Below are 20,490 nucleotides of genomic sequence, written 5' to 3' on the forward strand. Positions count from 1 at the left end.
TGGATGACGACGGTCAAACCAATGGTCGACAGCAGCGATATTGAAACGGCCGCGATCGCGCCGATGACGCCTGGGGATATCGAAAGCTTTCATCGCGCGCTCGATGTCGTAGCGCGTGAGCGAAAGTACTTGTCCTTCCTTGAGGCGCCACCGCTGGATCAAGTCAGAAGTTTCGCAATGGATCGTATCGGGAGAGGCGATCCGGGGTTCGTGGCCGTTGTTCGTGGCGAGGTCGTCGGCTGGTGCGACATCTCACGCCATGATCGGCTCATCCATGCCCATCGCGGCTCCCTCGGGATGGGGATTGTTCCTCCCTATCGGGGGCGTGGCCTTGGACTGCGGCTCATCAATGCAACCTTGGCGCAAGCGCGCAGGGCCGGTTTCGTCCGCATCGAACTCTCCGTGCATTCCGACAATGCTCGCGCCATCTCTCTCTACGACAAGGTCGGGTTTGTCAGGGAGGGCGTGCAGAGCGATGCCGTCCATGTCGACGGGGAATACCGCGATACGATCATGATGGCGATCGTCGAACGCGAAAACGCCGCCAGATGAATGGCCATCAGCCCAGCTCGACCCACACTGGCAGATGGTCCGAGCCGACTGCCTTTCGGTCGACCCATAGACGCTGCAGGGATCTGGCAAGCGAAGCGCTGGTGAAGATATAATCGATGCGCTTGTGCCGGCTGGGATCGGTGGGTTGCTTGGGATCAACCCAACTGATGAGATCGTCGCCGGTGGCGTTCAGCCGCAAGGCGGCATCGACGGCGAAGTCGGCGGTCAGCGGCATGCCGAATTCATGGTCCGGCCGGCCGGCGAGTTCGACATATTCGGGTGAGCCGGCCAGCATGTTGAAATCGCCCATTCCGACAAAGGCTTCGGGATGCGGCAGTTCCGGCAGGCCGATCTCGGCGACGCCGGACAGTGCTCCGCCTTCGAGCGCATAGTTCAGCATGCGTTGGCGCAGGAACTGGATCTGGCTGGCGCGTTCGAGGGGGCTGCGGTGATCGAGATGGATGGAATAGAAGCGGATGAAACCAAGCGGCGTCTCGATCAGCGCTTCCAGCGCGCCGCGCTGGAAGTTCATCATCTCGAAGCTGCGGCTGCGCGGCAAAAGCAGGTTGCGCGACAGATGAATGGGCGTCCTAGACAGCACCATGTTGCCGAGCTGGAAGGTTTTCGTCACGGCACGGCCGTTGTCGATGTGCGAACCGATATTGGCCTCGAAATTGCTGCCATAGACGGCGAAATAGTCGGGCAGCGCCTCGCCGATCTCGGCGACCATGTCGCGGCCGCCATTCCGAGGATTGTTGCGGGTCACCTCCTGCAAAGCGATCACGTCGGCGCCGCGCACGGCATCGGCGATGCGCCCGACATCGTACTGCCCGTCGAGGCCGATGCCGTACTGGATGTTGTAGGTTACAAGCTTCATTCCGACGTCTCTCCGGCCAACCCCACATGGCCATTGTCACAAAACGGCCTCGCCCTTCGCCGCGCCTTGGTTTAGAGCAAGGGCCAAGGTTTAGAGCAATGCCGCAAAGCCACTAGTAGAAACTGTACAATCTCATGAAATTTCTCGATCAAGCCAAGGTATACATCCGCTCCGGTGACGGCGGCGCCGGTTCGGTGTCGTTCCGGCGCGAAAAATTCATCGAGTTCGGCGGGCCGGATGGCGGCGACGGCGGCCGCGGCGGCGATGTCTGGCTGGAGGCGGTCGACGGGCTGAACACGCTGATCGACTACCGCTATCAGCAGCATTTCAAGGCCAAGACCGGCGTCCACGGCATGGGCCGCAACATGACCGGCGCCAAGGGCGCCGACGTCACGCTGAAAGTGCCTGCCGGAACGCAGGTGTTCGAAGAAGACAACGAGACGCTGATCTGCGACCTGACCGTGGTCGGACAGCGCTTTCTGCTGGCCAAGGGCGGCAATGGCGGTTTCGGCAACCAGCATTTCAAGACCTCGACGAACCAGGCGCCGCGCCGCGCCAATCCCGGCCTGCCGGGGCAAGAGCTCAACATCTGGCTGCGGCTGAAGCTGATCGCCGATGCCGGGCTGGTCGGGCTGCCCAATGCCGGCAAGTCGACATTCCTGGCGGCGGTCACCGCAGCCAAGCCGAAGATCGCCGACTATCCGTTCACGACGCTGCATCCCGGCCTCGGCGTTGCCCGCATCGACGCGCGCGAATTCGTCATCGCCGACATTCCGGGCCTCATCGAAGGCGCGCATGAGGGCGTCGGCATCGGCGATCGCTTCCTTGGCCACGTCGAGCGCACGCGTGTGCTGCTGCATCTGGTTTCGGCGCAGGAGGAAAATCCGGGCAAGGCCTACAAGACCGTGCGAGCCGAGCTCGACGCCTATGGCCATGGCCTCACCGACAAGGTCGAGATCCTGGCGCTTTCCCAGGTCGACACGCTCGACGCCGATGCGCGCAAGAAGAAGGTCGCCTCGCTGAAACGCGCTGCCGGCCGCGCGCCGATGCTGTTGTCGGCGGTCACCGGCGAGGGCGTCGAGGCGGTGCAGCGGGCGCTGATGGCGGTGATTGCTGAGGCGCGCGCGCAGATCGCGGCGCCGGTCGAGACGCGCTGGGACAAATAGGGTCATGCAGTCGCTGAGAAAATATCGGCGCATCACCGTCAAGATCGGCTCGGCGCTGCTCGTCGACCGCACGACGGGCCTGAAGCGCGACTGGCTGGCTTCGCTCGCCGACGACATTGCCGGGCTGGCCCAGGGCGGCGCTGAAATCCTCGTCGTGTCGTCCGGCGCCATCGCGCTTGGCCGCACCATCCTTGGCCTCGGCAAGCGAGCCCTGAAACTGGAGGAGAGCCAGGCGGCGGCAGCCGTGGGACAGATCGCGCTGGCCGGCGCCTGGTCGGACGCGCTCGGCAAGGGCAGCCTGAAATCGGGCCAGATCCTGCTGACGCTCGGCGACACCGAGGAGCGCCGCCGCTATCTCAACGCGCGGGCGACGATCTCGACACTCTTGAAGATGAAGGCAGTGCCGGTCATCAACGAGAACGACACGGTGGCGACTTCCGAAATCCGCTACGGCGACAATGACCGGCTGGCGGCCCGCGTCGCCACCATGATGGGCGCCGATCTTTTGGTGCTGCTTTCCGACATCGACGGGCTCTACACCGCGCCGCCGGCGCGCGACCCCAACGCCAAATTCATTCCGGTGGTCGACCGCATCACGCCTGATATCGAGGCGATGGCGGGTGCGGCCGCTTCCGAGCTGTCGCGCGGCGGCATGCGCACGAAGCTCGATGCCGGCAAGATCGCCACCGCCGCCGGCACTGCGATGATCATCACGTCGGGCACTCGGCTGTCGCCGCTGATGGCGATCGAACGCGGCGAGCGCGCTACTTTCTTTCGGCCGAGCAGCAACCCGGTCAAGGGCTACAAAACCTGGATCGCCGGCCAGCTCGAGCCGGCCGGCCGGCTTACGGTCGATGCCGGCGCCATCGGCGCGCTGCTGTCGGGCAAATCGTTGCTGCCGGCCGGCGTCAAGCTGGTCAGCGGCAATTTCTCGCGCGGCGACACGGTGGCGATCCTGTCGCCCGAGGGCCGCGAGATCGCGCGCGGGCTGGTTGCCTATGATGCCGCCGATGCCGTAAGGATCGCGGGCCTGAAGACGGCCGAGATCGAAACCGTGCTCGGCTACGAGGCGCGTTCGGCGATGATCCACCGCGACGACCTTGTGGTGAGCCATTCGGGTGACCAAGTACGGGCCGGCGACCAAACAGGGGCCGGTGACCAAGTCACGGTTGGTGGCGATGTAAGCGGAGGATGAGCCATGCTGAAACTGCATGAAAAATCCGGGGATGACACTGTCGCGCTGATGGCCGATATCGGCCGGCGCGCCCGGGCTGCCGCCCGGCCGCTGGCCATTGCCACGACCGCCGCCAAGAACGCCGCACTGCTGGCCATGGCCGAGGCGATCGTGGCCCGTGAGCAGGACATTCTCGACGCCAACGCCATCGATGTTTCGAATGGTCATGAATCCGGGCTTTCCACCTCCTTCATGGACCGGCTGAAGCTCGATCCGGCGCGCATCCGCGCCATGGCCGACGGCATCCGCGAAATCGCCGCGCTGCGGGATCCGGTTGGCGACGTGATCGCGCAGTGGGACCGGCCGAACGGTCTGCATATCGAGCGCGTGCGCACGCCGCTCGGCGTCGTCGGCGTCATCTATGAGAGCCGCCCGAACGTCACCGCCGATGCCGGCGCGCTGTGCCTCAAGGCCGGCAATCCGGTGATCCTGCGCGGCGGTTCGGATTCGCTCAATTCCTCGGCCGCCATCCACGCCTGCCTGGTCGAAGGGCTGAAGCAAGCGGGCCTGCCGGAGGATGCCATCCAGCTGGTGCCGACCACCGACCGCGCCGCCGTCGGCGAGATGCTGAAGGGGTTGGGCGGCAACCTCGACGTCATTATCCCGCGCGGCGGCAAAAGCCTGGTCGGACGGGTGCAGGCCGAGGCGCGGGTCCCGGTCTTCGCGCATCTCGAAGGCATCTGCCATCTCTACATCGACCGTTCGGCCGATCTCGAAATGGCGGTGCGGATCGCCGTCAACGCCAAGATGCGGCGCACCGGCGTCTGCGGTGCCGCAGAGACGCTGCTGGTCGACCGGGCGGTTGCCTCCACGCATCTGGTGCCGATCCTTGATGCACTTCGCGCCGCCGGCTGCGAAATCCATGCCGATGCCGAGGTGCTGAAAGTGTTTTTCGACGCCAAGCCGGCGACCGATGCCGATTGGGTGACAGAATATCTCGATGCCATCATCGCGGTAAAACTGGTCGACGGTATCGGTGGTGCGATCGAGCATATCGAGACGTTTTCCTCGCATCACACCGAGGCGATCGTCGCCGAGGATGCGCGAGCCGTCGAGCGGTTTTTCAACGAGATCGATTCGGCGATCCTGCTGCACAACGCATCGACGCAGTTCGCCGACGGCGGCGAATTCGGCATGGGCGCCGAGATCGGCATCGCCACCGGCAAGATGCATGCGCGCGGACCGGTGGGCGTCGAGCAGCTGACGTCGTTCAAATACCGTGTGCGCGGGTCGGGACAGGTGAGACCTTGAGCGCTGGTCTTACCCTCCCCCTTGTGGGGAGGGTGGCGAGCATAGCGAGCCGGGTGGGGGGACGACGCTGAATTCCGCGATACCCCCACCCCGCTCCGCTTCGCGGATCGACCCTCCCCACAAGGGGGAGGGTAAGGAGGCTATCCCCTCCCACTATCTCAAAATGCCGCACGCCGAGAAAGGCCTTGCCGTTGGCCTGTTCGGCGGTTCGTTCAATCCGCCGCATGCCGGCCATGCGCTGGTCGCCGAGATCGCGCTCAGACGCCTGGCGCTCGACCAGTTGTGGTGGATGGTGACGCCGGGCAATCCGCTGAAGAACACCAGGGAGTTGGCGCCGCTGGGCGAACGGCTGCAGCTGTCGGAACAGATCGCCAAGAACCCGAAGATCAAGGTCACCGCTTTCGAAGCCGCCCATCACGTCCGCTACACCGCCGATACGCTGGCGCTGGTCAAGGCGCGCAACCCCGGTGTCGATTTCGTCTGGATCATGGGTGCCGACAGCCTGCGCGATTTCCATCGCTGGCAGCGCTGGCGCGAGATCGTCATGACCTTCCCGATCGCCGTCATCGACCGCCCGGGCGCGACGCTGTCGTTCCTGTCCTCGGTCGTCGCCAAGACCTTCGACTATGCCCGCATCGACGAGGGCGATGCGCCGCGGCTTGCCCGCATGAAGGCGCCGGCCTGGACCTTCATTCACGGCCCGCGCTCGTCGCTGTCATCGAGCGCGATCCGCAAGCTGGCGAAGGGGTGAGCCCGGCCGCCCGGCCATGTCGCTTTTATCGCTTCCTTTGCCCGTTCCATGGGCAATCCTGAGCAGGCATGTCGATTCCCAGGAAAAACCGCAGCGAAGCCGAGCAGGGCGCCGAGCCCACGCCGCTGATCGCGATTGCCAGCGTCATCGTGTCGATGGCGCTGATTGCCGTCGGCAACGGGCTGATGTTTGCCTACATCCCGGTCCGGCTTGGCGCCGAGGGTTTCGATCCGACCTGGGCCGGGCTGATCATCACCGGGCTTTCGGCCGGCGGGCTCGCCGGCTGCATCTTGACCGGACCGCTGGTGCGAAGGGTCGGCCATGCCCGCGCCTTCATGGTGCTGTCGGCGCTGATCGCGCTGGCCAACGCCGCTGTCGGCGCCGGGGTCCTTCCGCTGCTGTGGATAGCCGCCCGCGCGCTCTACGGCTTTGCCATATGCGGCCTGTTCATCGTCGCGCAGAGCTGGCTGAACGATGCGGTTGCCAACGCCATCCGCGGCCGGGTGATGGCTTTCTTCTACGTTGCCTATGTCGCCGGGCTCGGCGTCGGCTACGCGACGCTAGCGCTGGTCGATATCAGGACAGCGGATGCGCCGCTGATCGGCATCGTCTTCACCGCGCTGTCGATCCTCCCTGTCGGGATGACCAAACTTGCCCAGCCGCCGGCGCCGCAGGCGGCCTCGGTGGCGCTGCGCCGTGCCTGGCGGGTTTCACCGGTCGGCGTCGCCGGCATGCTTGCCGTCGGCGGCCTGTCCATGTCGATTGCGGGCTTCGCGCCGATCCACGCCACGGCCAAGGGCTACAGCCAGGCCGACGTGGCGCTGCTGCTTTCGGCGATGCCTCTCGGCACGCTGATCCTGCAGATCCCGCTTGGCTGGATTTCCGACCGAACCGACCGCCGCTATGTGCTGATCGCCGCATCCGCGCTCGCCATGGTCGCCGGCCTGTTTGCACTCGGGTTCGATGGCGGCGCGCTGACCGCGTTGGTTGTGATCTATATCGTGTGGGACGGCGCTTCGGAATCGATCTATTCGCTGGCCAGTGCGCACGCCGCCGACCGCGCCGGCAAGGACGACATGGTGGCGCTGTCCAGTTCGCTTTTGTTTGCCTGGTCGCTGTCGGGCTTCGTCGTGCCCGGCATCGTGACGGCGCTGTCGGCCGTCTTCGGAACGCAGGCTTTCATCTATGTGGCTGTTCTCATCGCCGCAGCCTTCTGCCTGTTCGTGCTTTTGCGTGTGTTCACGACGCGTGCGGTCCCGGTCGGCGAAACCGGCAGTTTCGCACCGATGACGGCGCAGGCGCCGTTACCGGTCGAACTCGCCTTCGCACCGGACGATGAGGGCCGGCACTGAGCCACCCGACTATTGTCGACGGGCTTCCGGCGACGGGGCTTCCGGTGGCGGCAGCGGGATCGATATGCCTTCGCTATCGAATTCCTGTTTGGCGCGCTTGGTGAGATCGGTCTGGGTGGCGAAGAAGTCCGCCGACGATGTCCAGTAGCGCAAGGCAATCGAAACGGTGCTGTCGCCCAATGTCGCGACGAAAGCGATCGGTGCCGGCTCACGCTTGACCCGCCGTTCGGCGGCGGCAATGGCAAGCAATGTCTTTTGAGCGCGGTCGATGTCGTTCCAGGAGCCGATGCTCAGCGTGATGTCGCTGCGGCGCACGCCATTGCGCGAAAAGTTGCGCACCGGCTGGTTCCACAGCGTCGAGTTGGGCGCCAATATGTAGACCCCGTCGGCCGTCCTGAGCTTGGTTGCGAACAGGCCGATCTCCTCGATCGTACCGGCAATCGAACCGACCTCGACGGACTCGCCGATGCGAAACGGCCGCAGTGCCAGAAGCATGATGCCGGCCGCGATGTTCTGCAGCGTGCCTTGCAACGCCAGGCCGATGGCGAGGCCAATGGCACCGATCGCGGCAATGATCGAGGCCGTCTGCACGCCGAACTGGCCGAGCACCATGATGGTGACGAGGATCAGGATGGCATAGCGGACGATCTTGGAGAAGAAATGCCGCAACGTCGCGTCGAAACCATGGATATGGCCGAGACCGGCGAAGATCGAACGTTCGGCAAGGCCGGCGACGATATAACCGACGATCAAGAGGATAACGGCACCGATGGCCGAGAAGGAGTAGGAAACAATCAGCGTGCTCAGTTGGGCGAGGCCAGCCTGGACGCTGAGGAAGGCGTTTTGCGGGTCGATCGGCATGGGGGAAATCCGGTTGGTCGGTGAGCCGATAACCCATGCCGACGGCGAGGGTTCCGATCTTTTCCGGTGTGCGGCGGAACCACAGGAGCGACAATACGTTCGTGCGAGGCAGGGTCCCGTCTTGAAACTGTCAGGGAACTCTGCCTATCTAAGTGGTGTCACCTGCTTCAAGGGGTGATTTGGTTGTTCTTGCTGCGAAAGGAAATACACTGAGAACAGCACTGCGGAAGAAGGCCGACATCATGCCTTCGCCGGCCAGGATCAGCGTAGACGACGCCGTGTCCCGCGCCATCAAGACAGTCCTTGCCAGTCTGGAAGACTCCAAGGCCGAAAACATTGTCTCCATCGACATCCAGGGGAAATCGAGCCTCGGCGACTATATGGTCGTCGCTTCGGGCCGATCGCACCGTCATGTCGCGGCTGTCGCCGATCATCTTCTCAAAGCGATCAAGGATGCCGGTCTCGGCACCGCGCGCGTCGAGGGGCTGTCCGGCGCCGACTGGGTCCTGATCGATTCTGGCGACATCATCGTCCATGTCTTCCGCCCCGAAGTCCGCGAATTCTACAATCTCGAAAAGATGTGGCAGGCGCCGGACCTCGAGGAAGAAACGCTCCACTAAGTCGTTCGCGCGGCTTACAAGGCAAGGATGAAGATATCAGTTCATGCCGTGGGCCGGATGAAAGCCGGCCCCGAGAAGCTGCTGGCCGACCGCTATTTCGAGCGCTTCGCCAAGAGCGGCCCGGCGGTGGGGCTTGAATTTGGCGGCATTGCCGAAATAGCCGAGGGGCGCGGCCAGACTGCCAACGAGCGCCGGCGTGAGGAAGGCCAGAAACTGCAGACGCAGTTGCAGCCCGGCACCGCCCTGATCCTGCTCGACGAACGCGGCAAAAGCTTTTCCTCGGAAGATTTCGCCGGGCGCCTCGGCCTGTTGCGTGACGGTGGCCGCAAGGCGCTGATCATCGCCATCGGCGGCGCCGACGGCCACGATCAGTCGCTGCGCGACCAGGCCGAACTGGTGATGTCGTTCGGATTGCTGACATGGCCGCATCAACTGGTGCGCGTGATGCTGGGAGAGCAGCTTTATCGTGTGGCCACCATCCTTTCGGGACATCCCTACCATCGCTCGTAAGCCGGTGAATTGGTGCGACACACCCGGATTTCCGCCCCAATGCCAACGTAACATTGCATCGAGTGGGCGGTTTCGAACATGGTTGATTGTTCGTTAACGAAGCCACGCATAGAGTCGGGCTTCAATGTCTGAAGACAGAAAATCAAGAACGGGCTCATGGCGCGCGCGCTGCGGCATCGCGGCGGCGGTGCTTGTGCTGTCGCTGCATGTGGGGCGGGCGGAAAACACGCTCGACATGGCTCCCGATCCGGACCAGAGCCGGGCCGAATACGAACGGGTCTCGAAGGAGATCTCGCTGTCGTCGGAACGATTGGCCAAGCTCTCCGCCGACATCGCGACGATCAAGAAGGATCACGCCTCGATCACCGCCGCATTGATCCAGTCGGCGATGACCGAGCAGAAGCTCGGCCAGGACATCGAGGACATCGGCGCCAGGCTGGAAGGGTTGAAGGGCCAGGAACAGAAGATCCGCGCCTCGCTGATGGCGCGGCGCGACGTTCTGGCCGAAGTGCTGGGCGCGCTGCAGCGCATGGGCCTCAACCCGCCGCCGGCGATCCTGGTCAAGCCCGAGGACGCGCTGTCGTCGGTGCGCAGCGCCATCCTGCTCGGCGCGGTGGTGCCGGAACTGCGCCAGCAGACCGATAGCCTGCTTGCCGATCTCAAGGAACAGACCAGGATTACGGCGTCGATCGAGGCCGAACGGGCGCGGCTGACGGCGGCGGTCGGCGACCAGACGGCGGAAAAGAAGCGGCTCGGCATGCTGCTGGAGGCCAAGCAGAAGCTCGAAGCCGACACGCAAACGCAAATGGCCGCGGAAAAGCAGCGATCCGAAGCGCTGGCGGCCAAGGCCGGCAGCCTGAAAGAGTTGATCGCCTCGCTCGAAGCGCAGGCCGACAAGAGCCGCAAGGCCGCCGATGCCGCCAAGGCCGCTGAGCAGAAGACGGCGGATGGCGACAAGACATCCGCGACGGCGGAACTGGCGTCGCTGCCCGTTCCGGAAAGCAACCAACTTGCCGCCGCGGTGCCCTTTTCGGCGCTGCAGGGACAGATCGCACTGCCGGTGACCGGCCGCATCAAGCGGCGATTCGGCGCCGACGACGGTAACGGCGCGGTGATGCTAGGCGACATGGTTGCGACACAATCGGGAGCCATCGTTACCGCGCCGGCGGATGGAAATGTGCTTTATGCGGGGCCGTTTCGCTCTTATGGTCAACTCTTGATCCTGAACGCAGGCGACGGCTATCATGTCGTTTTGGCGGGGATGAGCAGAATCAGCGTCGCGACCGGTCAATCAGTGCTTGCAGGAGAGCCGATCGGTGCGATGGGAGAGGCCCGGGTGGCGAGCACCTCGGTTTCGAAGAATGGAAATGCCACGCCGGAACTCTATGTCGAGTTCCGCAAGGATGGAAAACCCGTCGATCCGGCCCCATGGTGGGCGGACCGTTTTTCTGGAAGGACGTGAATAATGCGGAAACTGTCGCTTCTGTTTGCCGGTGCGCTGATGGGCGCGTCCGCCATGAGCCTGGTCTATGGCGCACCCGGCTCGGCGGCGAACGCTGCAGGGTCGGAGACCTACAAGCAACTGGCGATCTTCGGCGATATCTTCGAGCGCGTGCGGGCACAGTATGTGACGCCGCCCGACGACAAGTCGCTGGTCGAGAATGCCATCAACGGCATGCTGGCTTCGCTTGACCCGCACTCCTCCTACATGAATGCCGAGCAGGCGCAGGATATGCGCGTCCAGACCAAAGGCGAGTTCGGCGGCCTCGGCATCGAAGTCACCATGGAGAACGATCTGGTCAAGGTGATCACGCCGATCGACGACACGCCGGCCGCCAAGGCAGGCGTGCTGGCCGGCGACTACATCGCCAAGATCGACGGCGAAGAGGTTCGCGGCCTGACCCTCAACGATGCGGTCGACAAGATGCGCGGCCTGGTCAACACGCCGATCAAGCTGACCATCCTGCGCCAGGGCGCCGACAAGCCGATCGAACTGACGGTCGTGCGCGACATCATCAAGGTCAAGGCGGTCAAGTTCCGGGTCGAGAACGACATCGGCTACATGAAGATCACCTCCTTCACCGAAAAGACCTACGACGACCTCGAGAACGCCATCGACACCATCAAGAAGCAGATTCCCGACGACAAGCTGAAGGGCTACGTTCTGGATCTCCGCCTCAATCCGGGTGGCCTGCTCGACCAGGCGGTGAGCGTGTCCGATGCCTTCCTCAACCGCGGCGAGATCGTCTCGACGCGCGGCCGCGACCCCAAGGACGTCACCCGCTTCGACGCCAAGCCCAAGCAGGTCGACGACATCAACGGCAAGCCGATGATCGTCCTGGTCAATGGCGGTTCGGCCAGTGCCTCGGAAATCGTCGCCGGCGCGCTGCAGGACCTGCGCCGCGTCACGGTGGTCGGCACGCAGTCCTTCGGCAAGGGTTCGGTGCAGACCATCATTCCGCTCGGCGAGAATGGTGCGCTCAGGCTGACGACGGCGCTCTATTATACGCCGTCCGGCAAGTCGATCCAGGGCAAGGGCATCACGCCCGACATCAAGGTCGAACAGCCACTGCCGCCGGAACTGCAGGGCAGGGATCTGACGCGTGGCGAATCCGATCTCAAGGGCCATATCAAGGGCGCCGACGAGAGCACGACGGGTTCGGGCTCTGCGGCCTATGTGCCACCGGATCCGAAGGACGATCTGCAGCTCATCTATGCCGAGCAGCTGCTGCGCGGCCAGAAGACCGATCCGTCCTTCCCGCCCAATCCGCAAAAGGCGGTTCTCAACCAGTAAGCATCTGGAGCGGCGCACGCGCCGCTCCATCTTTCTGTTTGAGCATGATGGAAGCAATGCGATGCTGCCGGGACCGAAAGGTTCCGGCAGTTTGATTCGGGGGCGAGGCAAAGCTCCCAAGGCATGGCGCGGGGGTGCGCCGGGATTGATGAATTCGCGCATGCCGTTTCGAAGTGGCTTCGCCTTCGGAGCCATGCGCCCGGGGATTACGCTTGACTGATATCGGCAAGGACATCGAACGCCCGCTCGGACAGGCAGTCCGGCCGCCGCGCGCCGCCGGCAAGCTCAGCGGCGGTGCGATCATGGCGACAGTGGCCGTGCTGGTGGTGGCAGGCATCTCCGGCGCGATCGCGCTCAGGGAAAAGCCGTTTCGTAAGCCGCAACAGGTTGCCGTTTCAACGCCGAAAGTGACCGCGGCGGCCGAACCTGCCGCCGCGCCGCCTGCATTGGCCCCGGCGGCACCGAAGCCGGAGGCGCCGGTCAAATCAGGTGGGCCGCAGATCATCCATGTGCAGACGGAGGAGGGCGATGGGCCGCCCAAGGCAGCGATCGTCATTCGCGACCCGTCGACCGTCGGCCAGAACCTGAAGGTCGCGCATATTCCAGACAAGGCGCTGATCGAGGCCAGCGAGACCGGGCCGTTGCCGGTGCGCGCCGCCGATGGCAGGCGGCCATTCGACGTCTATGCGCGGCCCTGGTCGGGCGGGCGCGGCGCACGGGTGGCGATCGTCATCGGCGGGCTTTCGGTTTCGCAGACCGGCACCCAGGCGGCCATCGCCAAGCTGCCGGCGGAAGTGACGCTGGCCTTCGCACCGCAAGGCAACAGCATCGGCCGCTGGATGCAGGCAGCCAGGCAGAGCGGCCACGAGATCGTCATGCAGGTGCCGCTCGAACCGTTCGATTATCCCAAGGTCAATCCGGGACGCAACACGCTGACGGTGGCGGCGAGCGCGGACGAGAACCTGAAGAGCCTGCACTGGGCGCTGTCGCGGACGACCAACTATACCGGCGTCATGAACTATATGGGCGCCCGCTTTTCCGCTGACGCGGCGGCGATGGAGCCGTTCATCGCCGAGCTCGGCAAACGCGGCCTCGCCTATATCGATGACGGCTCGTCGGCGCGCAGTCTGGCGCCGGATCTGGCGCTGAAGGACGGCGTGCCCTTCGTCGCCGGCGACATGGCGATCGATGCCGTGCAGGATCGCGGCGAAATCCTGAAGAAGCTCGACAGCCTGGAGGCGACCGCGCGGGCCAAAGGCACTGCCGTCGGCATCGGTTCGGCCTTCGACCTGACGGTCGATACCGTGTCATCCTGGGTGGTCGAGGCCAAGAAGCGCGGCATCGAGATCGTGCCGATTTCAGCGGTGGCTATCGATCCGCAAAAAGGCTAGCCCTCGGAAGACGGCTGGAAAGAGTGACTGATGCCAAAGACGAACAAAATCGACCGCGAAACGCTGCCTTACCGACCCTGCGTCGGGCTGATGATCCTCAATGCCGAGGGCCTGGTCTGGGTCGGGCACCGCATTGCCGAACCGGACAGCGAATTTGCCGGCACGACGCAGCTCTGGCAGATGCCACAAGGCGGCATCGACGAGGGCGAGGAGCCCCTGCAGGCGGCCGAGCGCGAGCTCTATGAGGAGACCGGCATGCGCGGCGTCTCGCTACTGGCCGAGGCGCCGGACTGGATCAACTATGATTTGCCGGAGCATCTCGTCGGCATCGCCTTCAAGGGCCGGTATCGCGGCCAGACGCAGAAATGGTTCGCCTTTCGCTTCCACGGCGATGTCAGCGAGATCCAGATCAATCCGCCGCCGGGTGGCCACACCGCCGAGTTCGACAAATGGGCATGGCGGCCGATGCAGGACCTTCCCGACCTGATCGTGCCGTTCAAGCGCCATGTCTATGAGGATGTGGTGGCGGCGTTCCGGCATCTGGTGCGATAGTAGGGGAGTAGGGGAGTAGGGTTGAATGTTCTGTTGCGGTCCGCGCCAATTTCTACTGACTACTGACTACTGACTAACCCATCCACCACAAGAACGGTCGCCATGAACGACGCCCCCCAAAAATCGCCGCCAGAAGAGGTCACCGCCACAAGCGAAGTGGCGGCTGGGGCCATCCTCACCATCGATCTCGGTGCAATCCGTGAAAACTACCGCCGGCTGAAGACGCGGTTGGGCGATGTTGCCTGCGCTGGTGTGCTCAAGGCGGACGGCTACGGCCTTGGCGCCGGCCAGGTCGGGGCGGCACTGCTGCGCGAAGGCTGCGATATCTTCTTCGTTGCGCTTCTGGGCGAAGGCGTCGCCCTGCGCCGCTCGCTTGGGGCGGACCCTGCCATTTTCGTGTTGAACGGCATTCCGCCCGGTGCCGAGCCGGACGCTGTGGCAGCAAACCTTTGCGCTGTTATCAACAGCCACGAGCAACTGGCAGCCTGGCGTGCTGCGGCCCGCCGCGCCGGCCGAAAACTGCCGGCCGCGGTCCAGGTCGACAGCGGCATGTCGCGGCTCGGCATGGCGCCTCGGGATGTGGATCGCATCGCCGCCGATCCGCAGGCTTTCGACGGCATCGACATCCGTTACGTGATGAGCCATCTGGCCTGCGCCGACGAGCCGGAGCATCCGGCCAATGAGAAGCAGCGGTCGGTGTTCGAGCGGCTGCGCGCAATGTTGCCGAAGGCGCCGGCGTCGCTGGCCAATTCCTCCGGCATCTTTCTTGGGCCGTCCTTTCACTACGATCTCGCCCGCCCCGGTGCCGCCCTCTACGGCATCAATCCGACGCCGCCAAAGTCCAATCCGATGCTGCCGGTGGTGCGGCTGCAGGCAAAGGTGGCACAGACGCGCAGCGTCGAAAAGGGCGCCGGCGTCGGCTATGGCCACACCTATCATGCGCAAGGCCCGCTCAGGCTGGCGACGATTTCGTTCGGCTACGCTGATGGCTGGCAACGCCGCGCCGCGTCCGCCGCCTGGTTCGAGGGCGTGCGGCTACCTTTCGTCGGGCGGGTATCGATGGATTCGATCATTCTCGACATTTCCGCCCTGCCGGCCGGCAGGCTGCGCGAGGGTGATCTGGTCGAACTGCTCGGTCCCTCGCAAAGCGTCGATGACGCTGCCGGCCATGCCGGCACCATCGGCTACGAGATCCTGACCAGCCTCGGCCCGCGCTTCCACCGGCGCTATGTCGGCGGTTGAGCGGTTTGGCCGCGCTTGACAAGCGGACGCCTGTCGGCAAGGCTCCATGCATGAGCAACCCAGCTTATATCAGAACCTTGTTCAGGGTCTGCCCGATCGCGGGATCGTAGCCCCGGCGCGGTCGCCTTTTGGCGTCCGTCCGAACCGGGGCATTTCTACCTGACATTATCATTCCCGAGCCAGACAGCTTCGCGGCTGCCGGTTTTTCATCAAGCCACCGTTTGCGCGGCGGCAGGCGCGCGTCTGTTCGATGCGCCAAGTCATGAGGTTTGCCATGCAACATGCAACAGGATTGCGTCCACCGAGTCGGCTTCTGGTCACCGATGCCGACCATCTCAGGCTGACGGGCCTGGCGCGGGCGTCGCTCGACCGCGTGCCCGAGACGGCCGAAGAATTGCTTTCGGAGATGGACCGTGCCGTTGTCACGGCAGCGGCTTCCATGCCGGCCAATGTCGTGCGGATGGGCTCGGCGGTGACAATCCGCAACGATGGCGGCAACATCCAGCGCGTCACGCTGGTCTATCCCGGCGAAGCAGACATCAGTGAAAACAGGATCTCGGTGCTGACGCCGATGGGGACGGCGCTCATCGGCGCGACCGCTGGGCAGACGGTGTGCTGGAGCAGCCGTGGCGGCCGGGAACTGTCGGCGACCATCGAAGTGGTCGATACGCCGGCCTGCGGGCGGGAGGGGTCTTGATCATGGAGAGGGCGATGACAGGCGCGAATTTCCAGCTGACGACAAAGGACTTCGCCGTCCTCGAAATCATGTTGGAGCGTCGGCGGGCTTTCGCGGATCCGATTGTTCCAATGCTTGAAGACAAGCTTTCCAAGGCCGAGGTCGTCGCGATCGATTCGGTCGGATCCGATATCGTGACGCTGAACAGCAGGCTGGTGTTCCGTGTCGATGCCGGCCCCGCCCAGACCCGGACCCTGGTGCAGAACGAGGTGCGCGGCCCGGTCGGCTCCAGCCTGTCGATCATGACAAGGCGGGGGCTTTGCATGCTCGGCATGGCCGAGGGCCAGACTGCATGGATCGAACAGGCCGACGGCAGGCGGGAGTCGGTCCTGATCGCGACCGTGCTCTACCAGCCGGAGGCCGCGCGGCGTGCCGTTAGGGAGAAATCCCAGGCCGAGGCGCGACGGCCGCATGGGCTCACCCTCGTCTACAGCGCCGCAGCCGATTGGCGGCCCCTTGGCGAAAGGGCCGGAATGCGGCAGACAGGGGACGACGACCCCGGTCCTGCGGCGGCGTGAACAGGCAACACTGCATGATCTCGAAAATCGGCATCGATTTTCGCCGGGGATCATGCGCAAATCGGAATGCGCCGCGTCCAGGCGTCCTCAAGGGCGTGCGACGCGGCAAGGAGTGAACGATGAAGATCATGGTGCTGGGCGGCGGCGTCATCGGAGTGACCACGGCGTACTTTCTCGCCGAGGCCGGCCACGAGGTGACGGTTCTCGACCGCCAGAAAGGCCCGGCGCTGGAAACCAGCTTCGCCAATGCCGGCGAAATTTCGCCCGGCTACGCCTCGCCCTGGGCCGGCCCCGGCATTCCGCTGAAGGCGATCAAATGGCTGCTGATGAAGCATGGCCCGCTGGTGGTGCGGCCGGCCTTCGATCCGCATATGTGGACATGGCTCATCAAGATGCTGCGCAACTGCACGGCCGAGCGCTATGCGATCAACAAGGCGCGCATGGTGCCGCTGGCCGAATACAGCCGCGATACGCTCAAGGCGCTGCGCGAAGCGACCGGCATCGCCTATGACGAGCGGACCCAGGGCACGCTGCAGCTGTTCCGGACGCAAAAGCAGCTTGACGGCACCGGCGGCGATGTCGAGGTGCTGAAGAAGTATGGCGTGCCTTACGAGATCCTCGACCAGGACGGTTGCATCGCGGCTGAGCCTGGCCTTGCCGGGGTGCGCGAAAAGTTCGTCGGCGGCCTCAGGCTGCCGCACGACGAGACCGGCGACTGCAAGATGTTCACCGACAGGCTGGCCGAGCTTTGCGTGGCGCGCGGCGTCAAGTTCGAGTACGACGTGACGATCTGGCGCGTCATCCGCAGCCGCAACCGCATTGCCAATCTCAGCACCAGCAAGGGCTGGAAGACCGCCGACGCCTATGTGATGGCGCTGGGCAGTTATTCGGCGGGTTTCATGCGCCGAGTGAAGCGGCCGATCCCGGTCTATCCGGTCAAGGGCTATTCGATCACCGTGCCGATCAAGGACGCGGCGGCGGCGCCGGTCTCGACGGTGATGGACGAGACCTACAAGGTGGCGATCACCCGGCTTGGCGACCGCATCCGGGTTGGCGGTACGGCCGAGATTTCCGGCTTCGACCTCAGGCTGCACGAATCGCGGCGGCGCACGCTGGAACACTCGGTCGGCGATCTCTTTCCTGGCGCCGGCGCGATGCGGGACGCGACGTTCTGGTGCGGGCTGCGGCCGATGACGCCGGATGGTCCGCCGCTGATCGGCCGCACCGAGCTCTCCAATCTCTATCTCAACACCGGCCACGGCACGCTCGGCTGGACCATGGCTTGCGGCTCGGGCAAGGTGCTGGCCGACATCATCTCCAACCGGGTGCCTGACATCGACGTCCGCGACCTCGCGCAGGAGCGCTATCTGCGCTAGAGAGTCAGAACGCCTGCCGGACCCAGTCCTCGTCGAACAGCAGCCGATACGCCCACGGGATCGTCACATTGGTGGCGACCGGATTGGAGTGGGCGACATAGTCGTCATAGATCGGCTTCATCCTGGTGTAGAAGGCCGGATCGAGCATCATCATGCCGTTCTCACTGTCGTGGAAGAAGCTGCGGTTGTTGAGATTGACCGACGAGATGGCGACCAGCCTTTCGTCGATCATCATGATCTTGGAATGCAGCACCACGTCAGGCGCCTTGAATTCGCGGATGTTGATGCGGTCGCCATATTTCTCGACGAACAGCTTGTTGAGCGCGGTGAGGAACTTGCCGCCGATATCGCCCTTGAGATCGATGCGGCCGGCAATGTCGATCCTGACGCCGCGCGCGAGCGCCCGGTCAACAGCCTGGGCAAGCTTGGGCGTCAGGTTGAGATAGGGGTTGACGATCTGGATATGGTGCTGGGCGGCGTCGACCAGCTCGACGAAATAATCCTCCAGCGCATGGCCATCCTCGTAAGGCACCGAAATGAAGTGCCGCGCCGTGCCTGAGGGGCGGCCGCCGGCGGACCGGGCCGGAATGGAGAAGGGGCGCGCCAGATTGGTGTCGGCGTCGCGCAGCCACACTGTCGAAAGATGCGCGGCAAGGGTCTCGACCGTGGCCGGATCGGCGAACTCGATGTCGAAGTCGCTCCAGTTCGAATAGTAGTTCAGCGAGAACCCGTCGGTCTTGCCGTATTGCTCAAGGTCTGGATACCGCGACAGATCGATCGGCTGGTGGAACAGGAAGCCGTCATGGATGTTGCGGCCGCCGACGATGGCGCGCGACCGCCGTGGATCGTCGGCAAGCGTCGCCAGCATCTTGACGTGATGGACCTTGTGCAATTGTGAAATCTGCTCGTCGATCGGCGCGCCCCGGTCCGCCCGCCAGCGATATTCCTGCAGCCCGACATTGGGGAATTCGGCCGCCAACCGATGCAGCATGGCGTCGTCCTTGTCGCGCTCCAGCACGTCGGTGACCAGGATACGCACCTTGGTGCCGAGGGCTGCATGATGACGGATCAGCCGTTCGATGATGCGGCCGGAGAAGTCGGCCTTGAACTCCAGGGATGACAGATAGATCAGCTTCAGTTTTGGGGCCCTGGAGAAGTCGAGCGGCAGCTCCGGGTCGCCCTTGTCGATGGCGCTGTCGGACAGCGGCGCTCCCATCAGCGCCTCGACCTTGGCGTTGAAGCCATCGCGCGATTTGCGCAGCAGGCGCGGCTTTCCGATCGGCAAGGCACAGGTCTGCGACAGCCAACGGCTGGCATAGAAGGCGCGGCTGAGAGGATCGAGGCCGGTCGGGTCTGGCGTCGGGCAACGCTCGTAGCGACTGTCGAAAGCGGCAAGCGCCGGATCGGCGGTCTCTTCGCGCCGGATGGTGAGCGGCGCGCCGGCCGGAGCAAGGCTGGAGCGGATTCTTGCCGCGCAGCGGTTCAGGCCGTCACTTGGAAACAGGCTGACCGTATCGTCCTCGCCGGACAGGCGAAAGCGAAATGCCGTGCCCGTGGCGATGGTGCGTGAAGCGCCGCCGGCACGGATCGCCAGCGTGCCGTCGCATGTGCCCTCGATGTCGGCCGGTTGCTTGCCGGCCTGGCGCAGCACGATCTCGACGCCGCGCGCTTGCAGGCCGGAGAAATCGAAGGTCTTGGGCGCCGAAGGCCGCGCCGCTGCATCGATGTAGAGCGTCTGTCGCGACACCCGCCAGCGTCCGTCAAAATGACCCTCGCCGCTGTTGGCGTCGGCCGGCGGCAGATGCGTTTCGGCAACCGGCCCGGCCAGTTTTTGCAGCGTCCGGTAGGTCGCCTGGAAATCGCTGTTGGCGATCTCATGGCGGTCGTGGCCGAAAGGGCCGGTGCCGTTGACGCGGTCCATGGCGCCAAGCTGATGGCGGGCGAGCAGCGCCAGGAAGCGTTTTTCGTAGTCGCTGGTGCCGGCGTCGCCGAAAAACTGCGCGGCGGCGATCCGCGGCCCAGCTGTCTCCGCGGAGAGCGCGGGTCGCGCGCAAGCGCTCTGGCCTTGCAGGAGATCGCAGGCATTGCGACCAGTACCGGCACAGCCGGCAAGGACAGCCAGCCCGAACAGAACGACGGCGATGAATGCGCGACCCTTCACCCGGCCGCTCCGGTCTTCAGGGCGCTCAATTGCGCCGGATCGCGCGGCGGCATGAAGCCCTGGGGGAAGACCTTGCAGACGGGAATGGCGAAGGTGGCGATCAGCAGTTCGGCCTCGCCGCGCATCTTGCGCGGCGTTGCGTTGTCGTCGCGGATCGCTTTCGCCGAGGCGACCAGGGCGCCGTCGCAGTCGCAATGGTTGTGGCGGGCGATGTAACAGGCGTCATGCGTCTGGCAGGCCGCGTCGAGGCGGTCGACCGGCCGGGCCGACAGATCGCCGGTGCGGGTGCCGGGGCCGCAATAATTGCCGAAGACGAAAGGCGAAGGCCGCGCCATGGCGTAGCGGATCGGTTTGGGCAGTTCGGCCTCCGGAACCTTCGTCCACGGATTGGCGCAAGCGGAAACGAAAAGCAGCGGCAGGATGGCAAGAACGGCTCGCATGTCTATCCGCGCCAGCTTTCTGAAAGGTTCCCCACCCGGCGACCTGCCCGTGGCCGGCGACCGCACGCCTGATGCCACACTGGCCGGTTTTGTGGCAAGGAAAAGG

The 20,490-nt window shown here is 64.6% G+C and carries 20 protein-coding genes; 16 read left to right on the top strand and 4 right to left on the bottom strand.

Features of this window, described 5'->3' with window-relative positions; genetic code table 11:
- Positions 1 to 3: 3 nt before the first annotated feature.
- The gene (locus AC0L2D_RS21115) at positions 4 to 552 is read left to right on the top strand and encodes a GNAT family N-acetyltransferase (protein WP_473542246.1); all 549 of its coding nucleotides are present in this window, start codon (positions 4 to 6) and stop codon (positions 550 to 552) included.
- Between the two features lie 7 nt (positions 553 to 559).
- Here AC0L2D_RS21115 and AC0L2D_RS21120 read toward each other — a convergent pair whose 3' ends face one another.
- On the bottom strand, positions 560 to 1,429 hold the full coding sequence (locus tag AC0L2D_RS21120) for an endonuclease/exonuclease/phosphatase family protein (protein WP_013529066.1): 870 nt from the start codon (positions 1,427 to 1,429) through the stop codon (positions 560 to 562).
- 134 nt (positions 1,430 to 1,563) lie between these two features.
- Here AC0L2D_RS21120 and obgE point away from each other — a divergent pair, with 134 nt between their 5' ends.
- From obgE to AC0L2D_RS21145, 5 genes are all read left to right on the top strand, one after another.
- Complete coding sequence (obgE, locus tag AC0L2D_RS21125) at positions 1,564 to 2,595, top strand: GTPase ObgE (protein ID WP_013529067.1); 1,032 nt, start codon at positions 1,564 to 1,566, stop codon at positions 2,593 to 2,595.
- Between the two features lie 4 nt (positions 2,596 to 2,599).
- Entirely contained in the window at positions 2,600 to 3,790 is a 1,191-nt protein-coding gene (gene proB / locus AC0L2D_RS21130) for a glutamate 5-kinase (protein ID WP_127368023.1), read from the top strand.
- A 3-nt stretch (positions 3,791 to 3,793) separates the two neighbouring features.
- Positions 3,794 to 5,080 (top strand): glutamate-5-semialdehyde dehydrogenase, encoded by a 1,287-nt coding sequence (locus AC0L2D_RS21135; protein ID WP_473542248.1) that lies wholly within the window; start codon positions 3,794 to 3,796, stop codon positions 5,078 to 5,080.
- 163 nt (positions 5,081 to 5,243) lie between these two features.
- Positions 5,244 to 5,831, top strand: coding sequence for a nicotinate-nucleotide adenylyltransferase (locus tag AC0L2D_RS21140; RefSeq protein ID WP_013529070.1), 588 nt, complete (start codon positions 5,244 to 5,246; stop codon positions 5,829 to 5,831).
- Positions 5,832 to 5,899: 68 nt separating this feature from the next.
- Positions 5,900 to 7,183, top strand: a complete 1,284-nt coding sequence (locus AC0L2D_RS21145) for an MFS transporter (protein WP_473542250.1) — start codon at positions 5,900 to 5,902, stop codon at positions 7,181 to 7,183.
- Positions 7,184 to 7,192: 9 nt separating this feature from the next.
- On the opposite strand, the gene AC0L2D_RS21150 is transcribed toward AC0L2D_RS21145, so the two are convergent.
- Positions 7,193 to 8,044 carry a mechanosensitive ion channel family protein gene (locus AC0L2D_RS21150; protein WP_013529072.1) on the bottom strand — a complete coding sequence of 284 codons (852 nt, stop codon included), beginning with the start codon at positions 8,042 to 8,044 and terminating at the stop codon, positions 7,193 to 7,195.
- Positions 8,045 to 8,286: 242 nt separating this feature from the next.
- On the opposite strand from AC0L2D_RS21150, the gene rsfS reads away from it, so the two are divergent.
- From rsfS to AC0L2D_RS21200, 10 genes are all read left to right on the top strand, one after another.
- On the top strand, positions 8,287 to 8,664 hold the full coding sequence (gene rsfS, locus AC0L2D_RS21155; RefSeq protein ID WP_013529073.1) for a ribosome silencing factor: 378 nt from the start codon (positions 8,287 to 8,289) through the stop codon (positions 8,662 to 8,664).
- Positions 8,665 to 8,691: 27 nt separating this feature from the next.
- Positions 8,692 to 9,174 carry a 23S rRNA (pseudouridine(1915)-N(3))-methyltransferase RlmH gene (gene rlmH, locus AC0L2D_RS21160; RefSeq protein WP_013529074.1) on the top strand — a complete coding sequence of 161 codons (483 nt, stop codon included), beginning with the start codon at positions 8,692 to 8,694 and terminating at the stop codon, positions 9,172 to 9,174.
- A 124-nt stretch (positions 9,175 to 9,298) separates the two neighbouring features.
- Entirely contained in the window at positions 9,299 to 10,636 is a 1,338-nt protein-coding gene (locus tag AC0L2D_RS21165; RefSeq protein ID WP_224618789.1) for a murein hydrolase activator EnvC family protein, read from the top strand.
- The gene (locus tag AC0L2D_RS21170; protein ID WP_024502881.1) at positions 10,637 to 11,968 is read left to right on the top strand and encodes a S41 family peptidase; all 1,332 of its coding nucleotides are present in this window, start codon (positions 10,637 to 10,639) and stop codon (positions 11,966 to 11,968) included. It abuts the gene before it with no gap.
- Between the two features lie 212 nt (positions 11,969 to 12,180).
- Positions 12,181 to 13,359, top strand: a complete 1,179-nt coding sequence (locus tag AC0L2D_RS21175; protein ID WP_063169215.1) for a divergent polysaccharide deacetylase family protein — start codon at positions 12,181 to 12,183, stop codon at positions 13,357 to 13,359.
- A 30-nt stretch (positions 13,360 to 13,389) separates the two neighbouring features.
- Positions 13,390 to 13,911 carry an RNA pyrophosphohydrolase gene (locus AC0L2D_RS21180; RefSeq protein ID WP_013529078.1) on the top strand — a complete coding sequence of 174 codons (522 nt, stop codon included), beginning with the start codon at positions 13,390 to 13,392 and terminating at the stop codon, positions 13,909 to 13,911.
- 102 nt (positions 13,912 to 14,013) lie between these two features.
- Positions 14,014 to 15,153 carry an alanine racemase gene (gene alr / locus AC0L2D_RS21185; RefSeq protein ID WP_473542254.1) on the top strand — a complete coding sequence of 380 codons (1,140 nt, stop codon included), beginning with the start codon at positions 14,014 to 14,016 and terminating at the stop codon, positions 15,151 to 15,153.
- Positions 15,154 to 15,427: 274 nt separating this feature from the next.
- Positions 15,428 to 15,850, top strand: coding sequence for a nucleoside diphosphate kinase regulator (gene rnk / locus AC0L2D_RS21190; RefSeq protein ID WP_473542255.1), 423 nt, complete (start codon positions 15,428 to 15,430; stop codon positions 15,848 to 15,850).
- A gap of 14 nt (positions 15,851 to 15,864) precedes the next feature.
- Positions 15,865 to 16,407, top strand: a complete 543-nt coding sequence (locus AC0L2D_RS21195; RefSeq protein ID WP_024502885.1) for a GreA/GreB family elongation factor — start codon at positions 15,865 to 15,867, stop codon at positions 16,405 to 16,407.
- Between the two features lie 119 nt (positions 16,408 to 16,526).
- Positions 16,527 to 17,783, top strand: coding sequence for a D-amino acid dehydrogenase (locus tag AC0L2D_RS21200; protein WP_013529082.1), 1,257 nt, complete (start codon positions 16,527 to 16,529; stop codon positions 17,781 to 17,783).
- Between the two features lie 4 nt (positions 17,784 to 17,787).
- Here AC0L2D_RS21200 and AC0L2D_RS21205 read toward each other — a convergent pair whose 3' ends face one another.
- Positions 17,788 to 19,944 (bottom strand): phospholipase D-like domain-containing protein, encoded by a 2,157-nt coding sequence (locus tag AC0L2D_RS21205; protein ID WP_473542258.1) that lies wholly within the window; start codon positions 19,942 to 19,944, stop codon positions 17,788 to 17,790.
- A complete protein-coding gene (locus AC0L2D_RS21210) occupies positions 19,941 to 20,384 on the bottom strand; it encodes a hypothetical protein (protein ID WP_063170362.1) in 444 nt (147 codons plus the stop codon). The genes AC0L2D_RS21205 and AC0L2D_RS21210 overlap by 4 nt, the downstream gene beginning before the upstream one ends.
- Positions 20,385 to 20,490 lie beyond the last annotated feature (106 nt).

This window comes from Mesorhizobium sp. WSM4833 (genome assembly GCF_055811095.1).

Bases quoted from the DNA above. Each gene is read 5' to 3' on its own strand.
- obgE (WP_013529067.1), top strand. From the start codon at position 1,564: ATGAAATTTCTCGATCAAGCCAAGGTATACATCCGCTCCGGTGACGGC.
- AC0L2D_RS21150 (WP_013529072.1), bottom strand. From the start codon at position 8,044: ATGCCGATCGACCCGCAAAACGCCTTCCTCAGCGTCCAGGCTGGCCTC.
- AC0L2D_RS21200 (WP_013529082.1), top strand. From the start codon at position 16,527: ATGAAGATCATGGTGCTGGGCGGCGGCGTCATCGGAGTGACCACGGCG.
- AC0L2D_RS21120 (WP_013529066.1), bottom strand. From the start codon at position 1,429: ATGAAGCTTGTAACCTACAACATCCAGTACGGCATCGGCCTCGACGGG.
- AC0L2D_RS21210 (WP_063170362.1), bottom strand. From the start codon at position 20,384: ATGCGAGCCGTTCTTGCCATCCTGCCGCTGCTTTTCGTTTCCGCTTGC.
- AC0L2D_RS21195 (WP_024502885.1), top strand. From the start codon at position 15,865: ATGACAGGCGCGAATTTCCAGCTGACGACAAAGGACTTCGCCGTCCTC.
- rnk (WP_473542255.1), top strand. From the start codon at position 15,428: ATGCAACATGCAACAGGATTGCGTCCACCGAGTCGGCTTCTGGTCACC.
- AC0L2D_RS21180 (WP_013529078.1), top strand. From the start codon at position 13,390: ATGCCAAAGACGAACAAAATCGACCGCGAAACGCTGCCTTACCGACCC.
- AC0L2D_RS21115 (WP_473542246.1), top strand. From the start codon at position 4: ATGACGACGGTCAAACCAATGGTCGACAGCAGCGATATTGAAACGGCC.
- AC0L2D_RS21135 (WP_473542248.1), top strand. From the start codon at position 3,794: ATGCTGAAACTGCATGAAAAATCCGGGGATGACACTGTCGCGCTGATG.
- rsfS (WP_013529073.1), top strand. From the start codon at position 8,287: ATGCCTTCGCCGGCCAGGATCAGCGTAGACGACGCCGTGTCCCGCGCC.
- AC0L2D_RS21145 (WP_473542250.1), top strand. From the start codon at position 5,900: ATGTCGATTCCCAGGAAAAACCGCAGCGAAGCCGAGCAGGGCGCCGAG.
- proB (WP_127368023.1), top strand. From the start codon at position 2,600: ATGCAGTCGCTGAGAAAATATCGGCGCATCACCGTCAAGATCGGCTCG.
- rlmH (WP_013529074.1), top strand. From the start codon at position 8,692: ATGAAGATATCAGTTCATGCCGTGGGCCGGATGAAAGCCGGCCCCGAG.
- AC0L2D_RS21140 (WP_013529070.1), top strand. From the start codon at position 5,244: ATGCCGCACGCCGAGAAAGGCCTTGCCGTTGGCCTGTTCGGCGGTTCG.
- AC0L2D_RS21165 (WP_224618789.1), top strand. From the start codon at position 9,299: ATGTCTGAAGACAGAAAATCAAGAACGGGCTCATGGCGCGCGCGCTGC.
- alr (WP_473542254.1), top strand. From the start codon at position 14,014: ATGAACGACGCCCCCCAAAAATCGCCGCCAGAAGAGGTCACCGCCACA.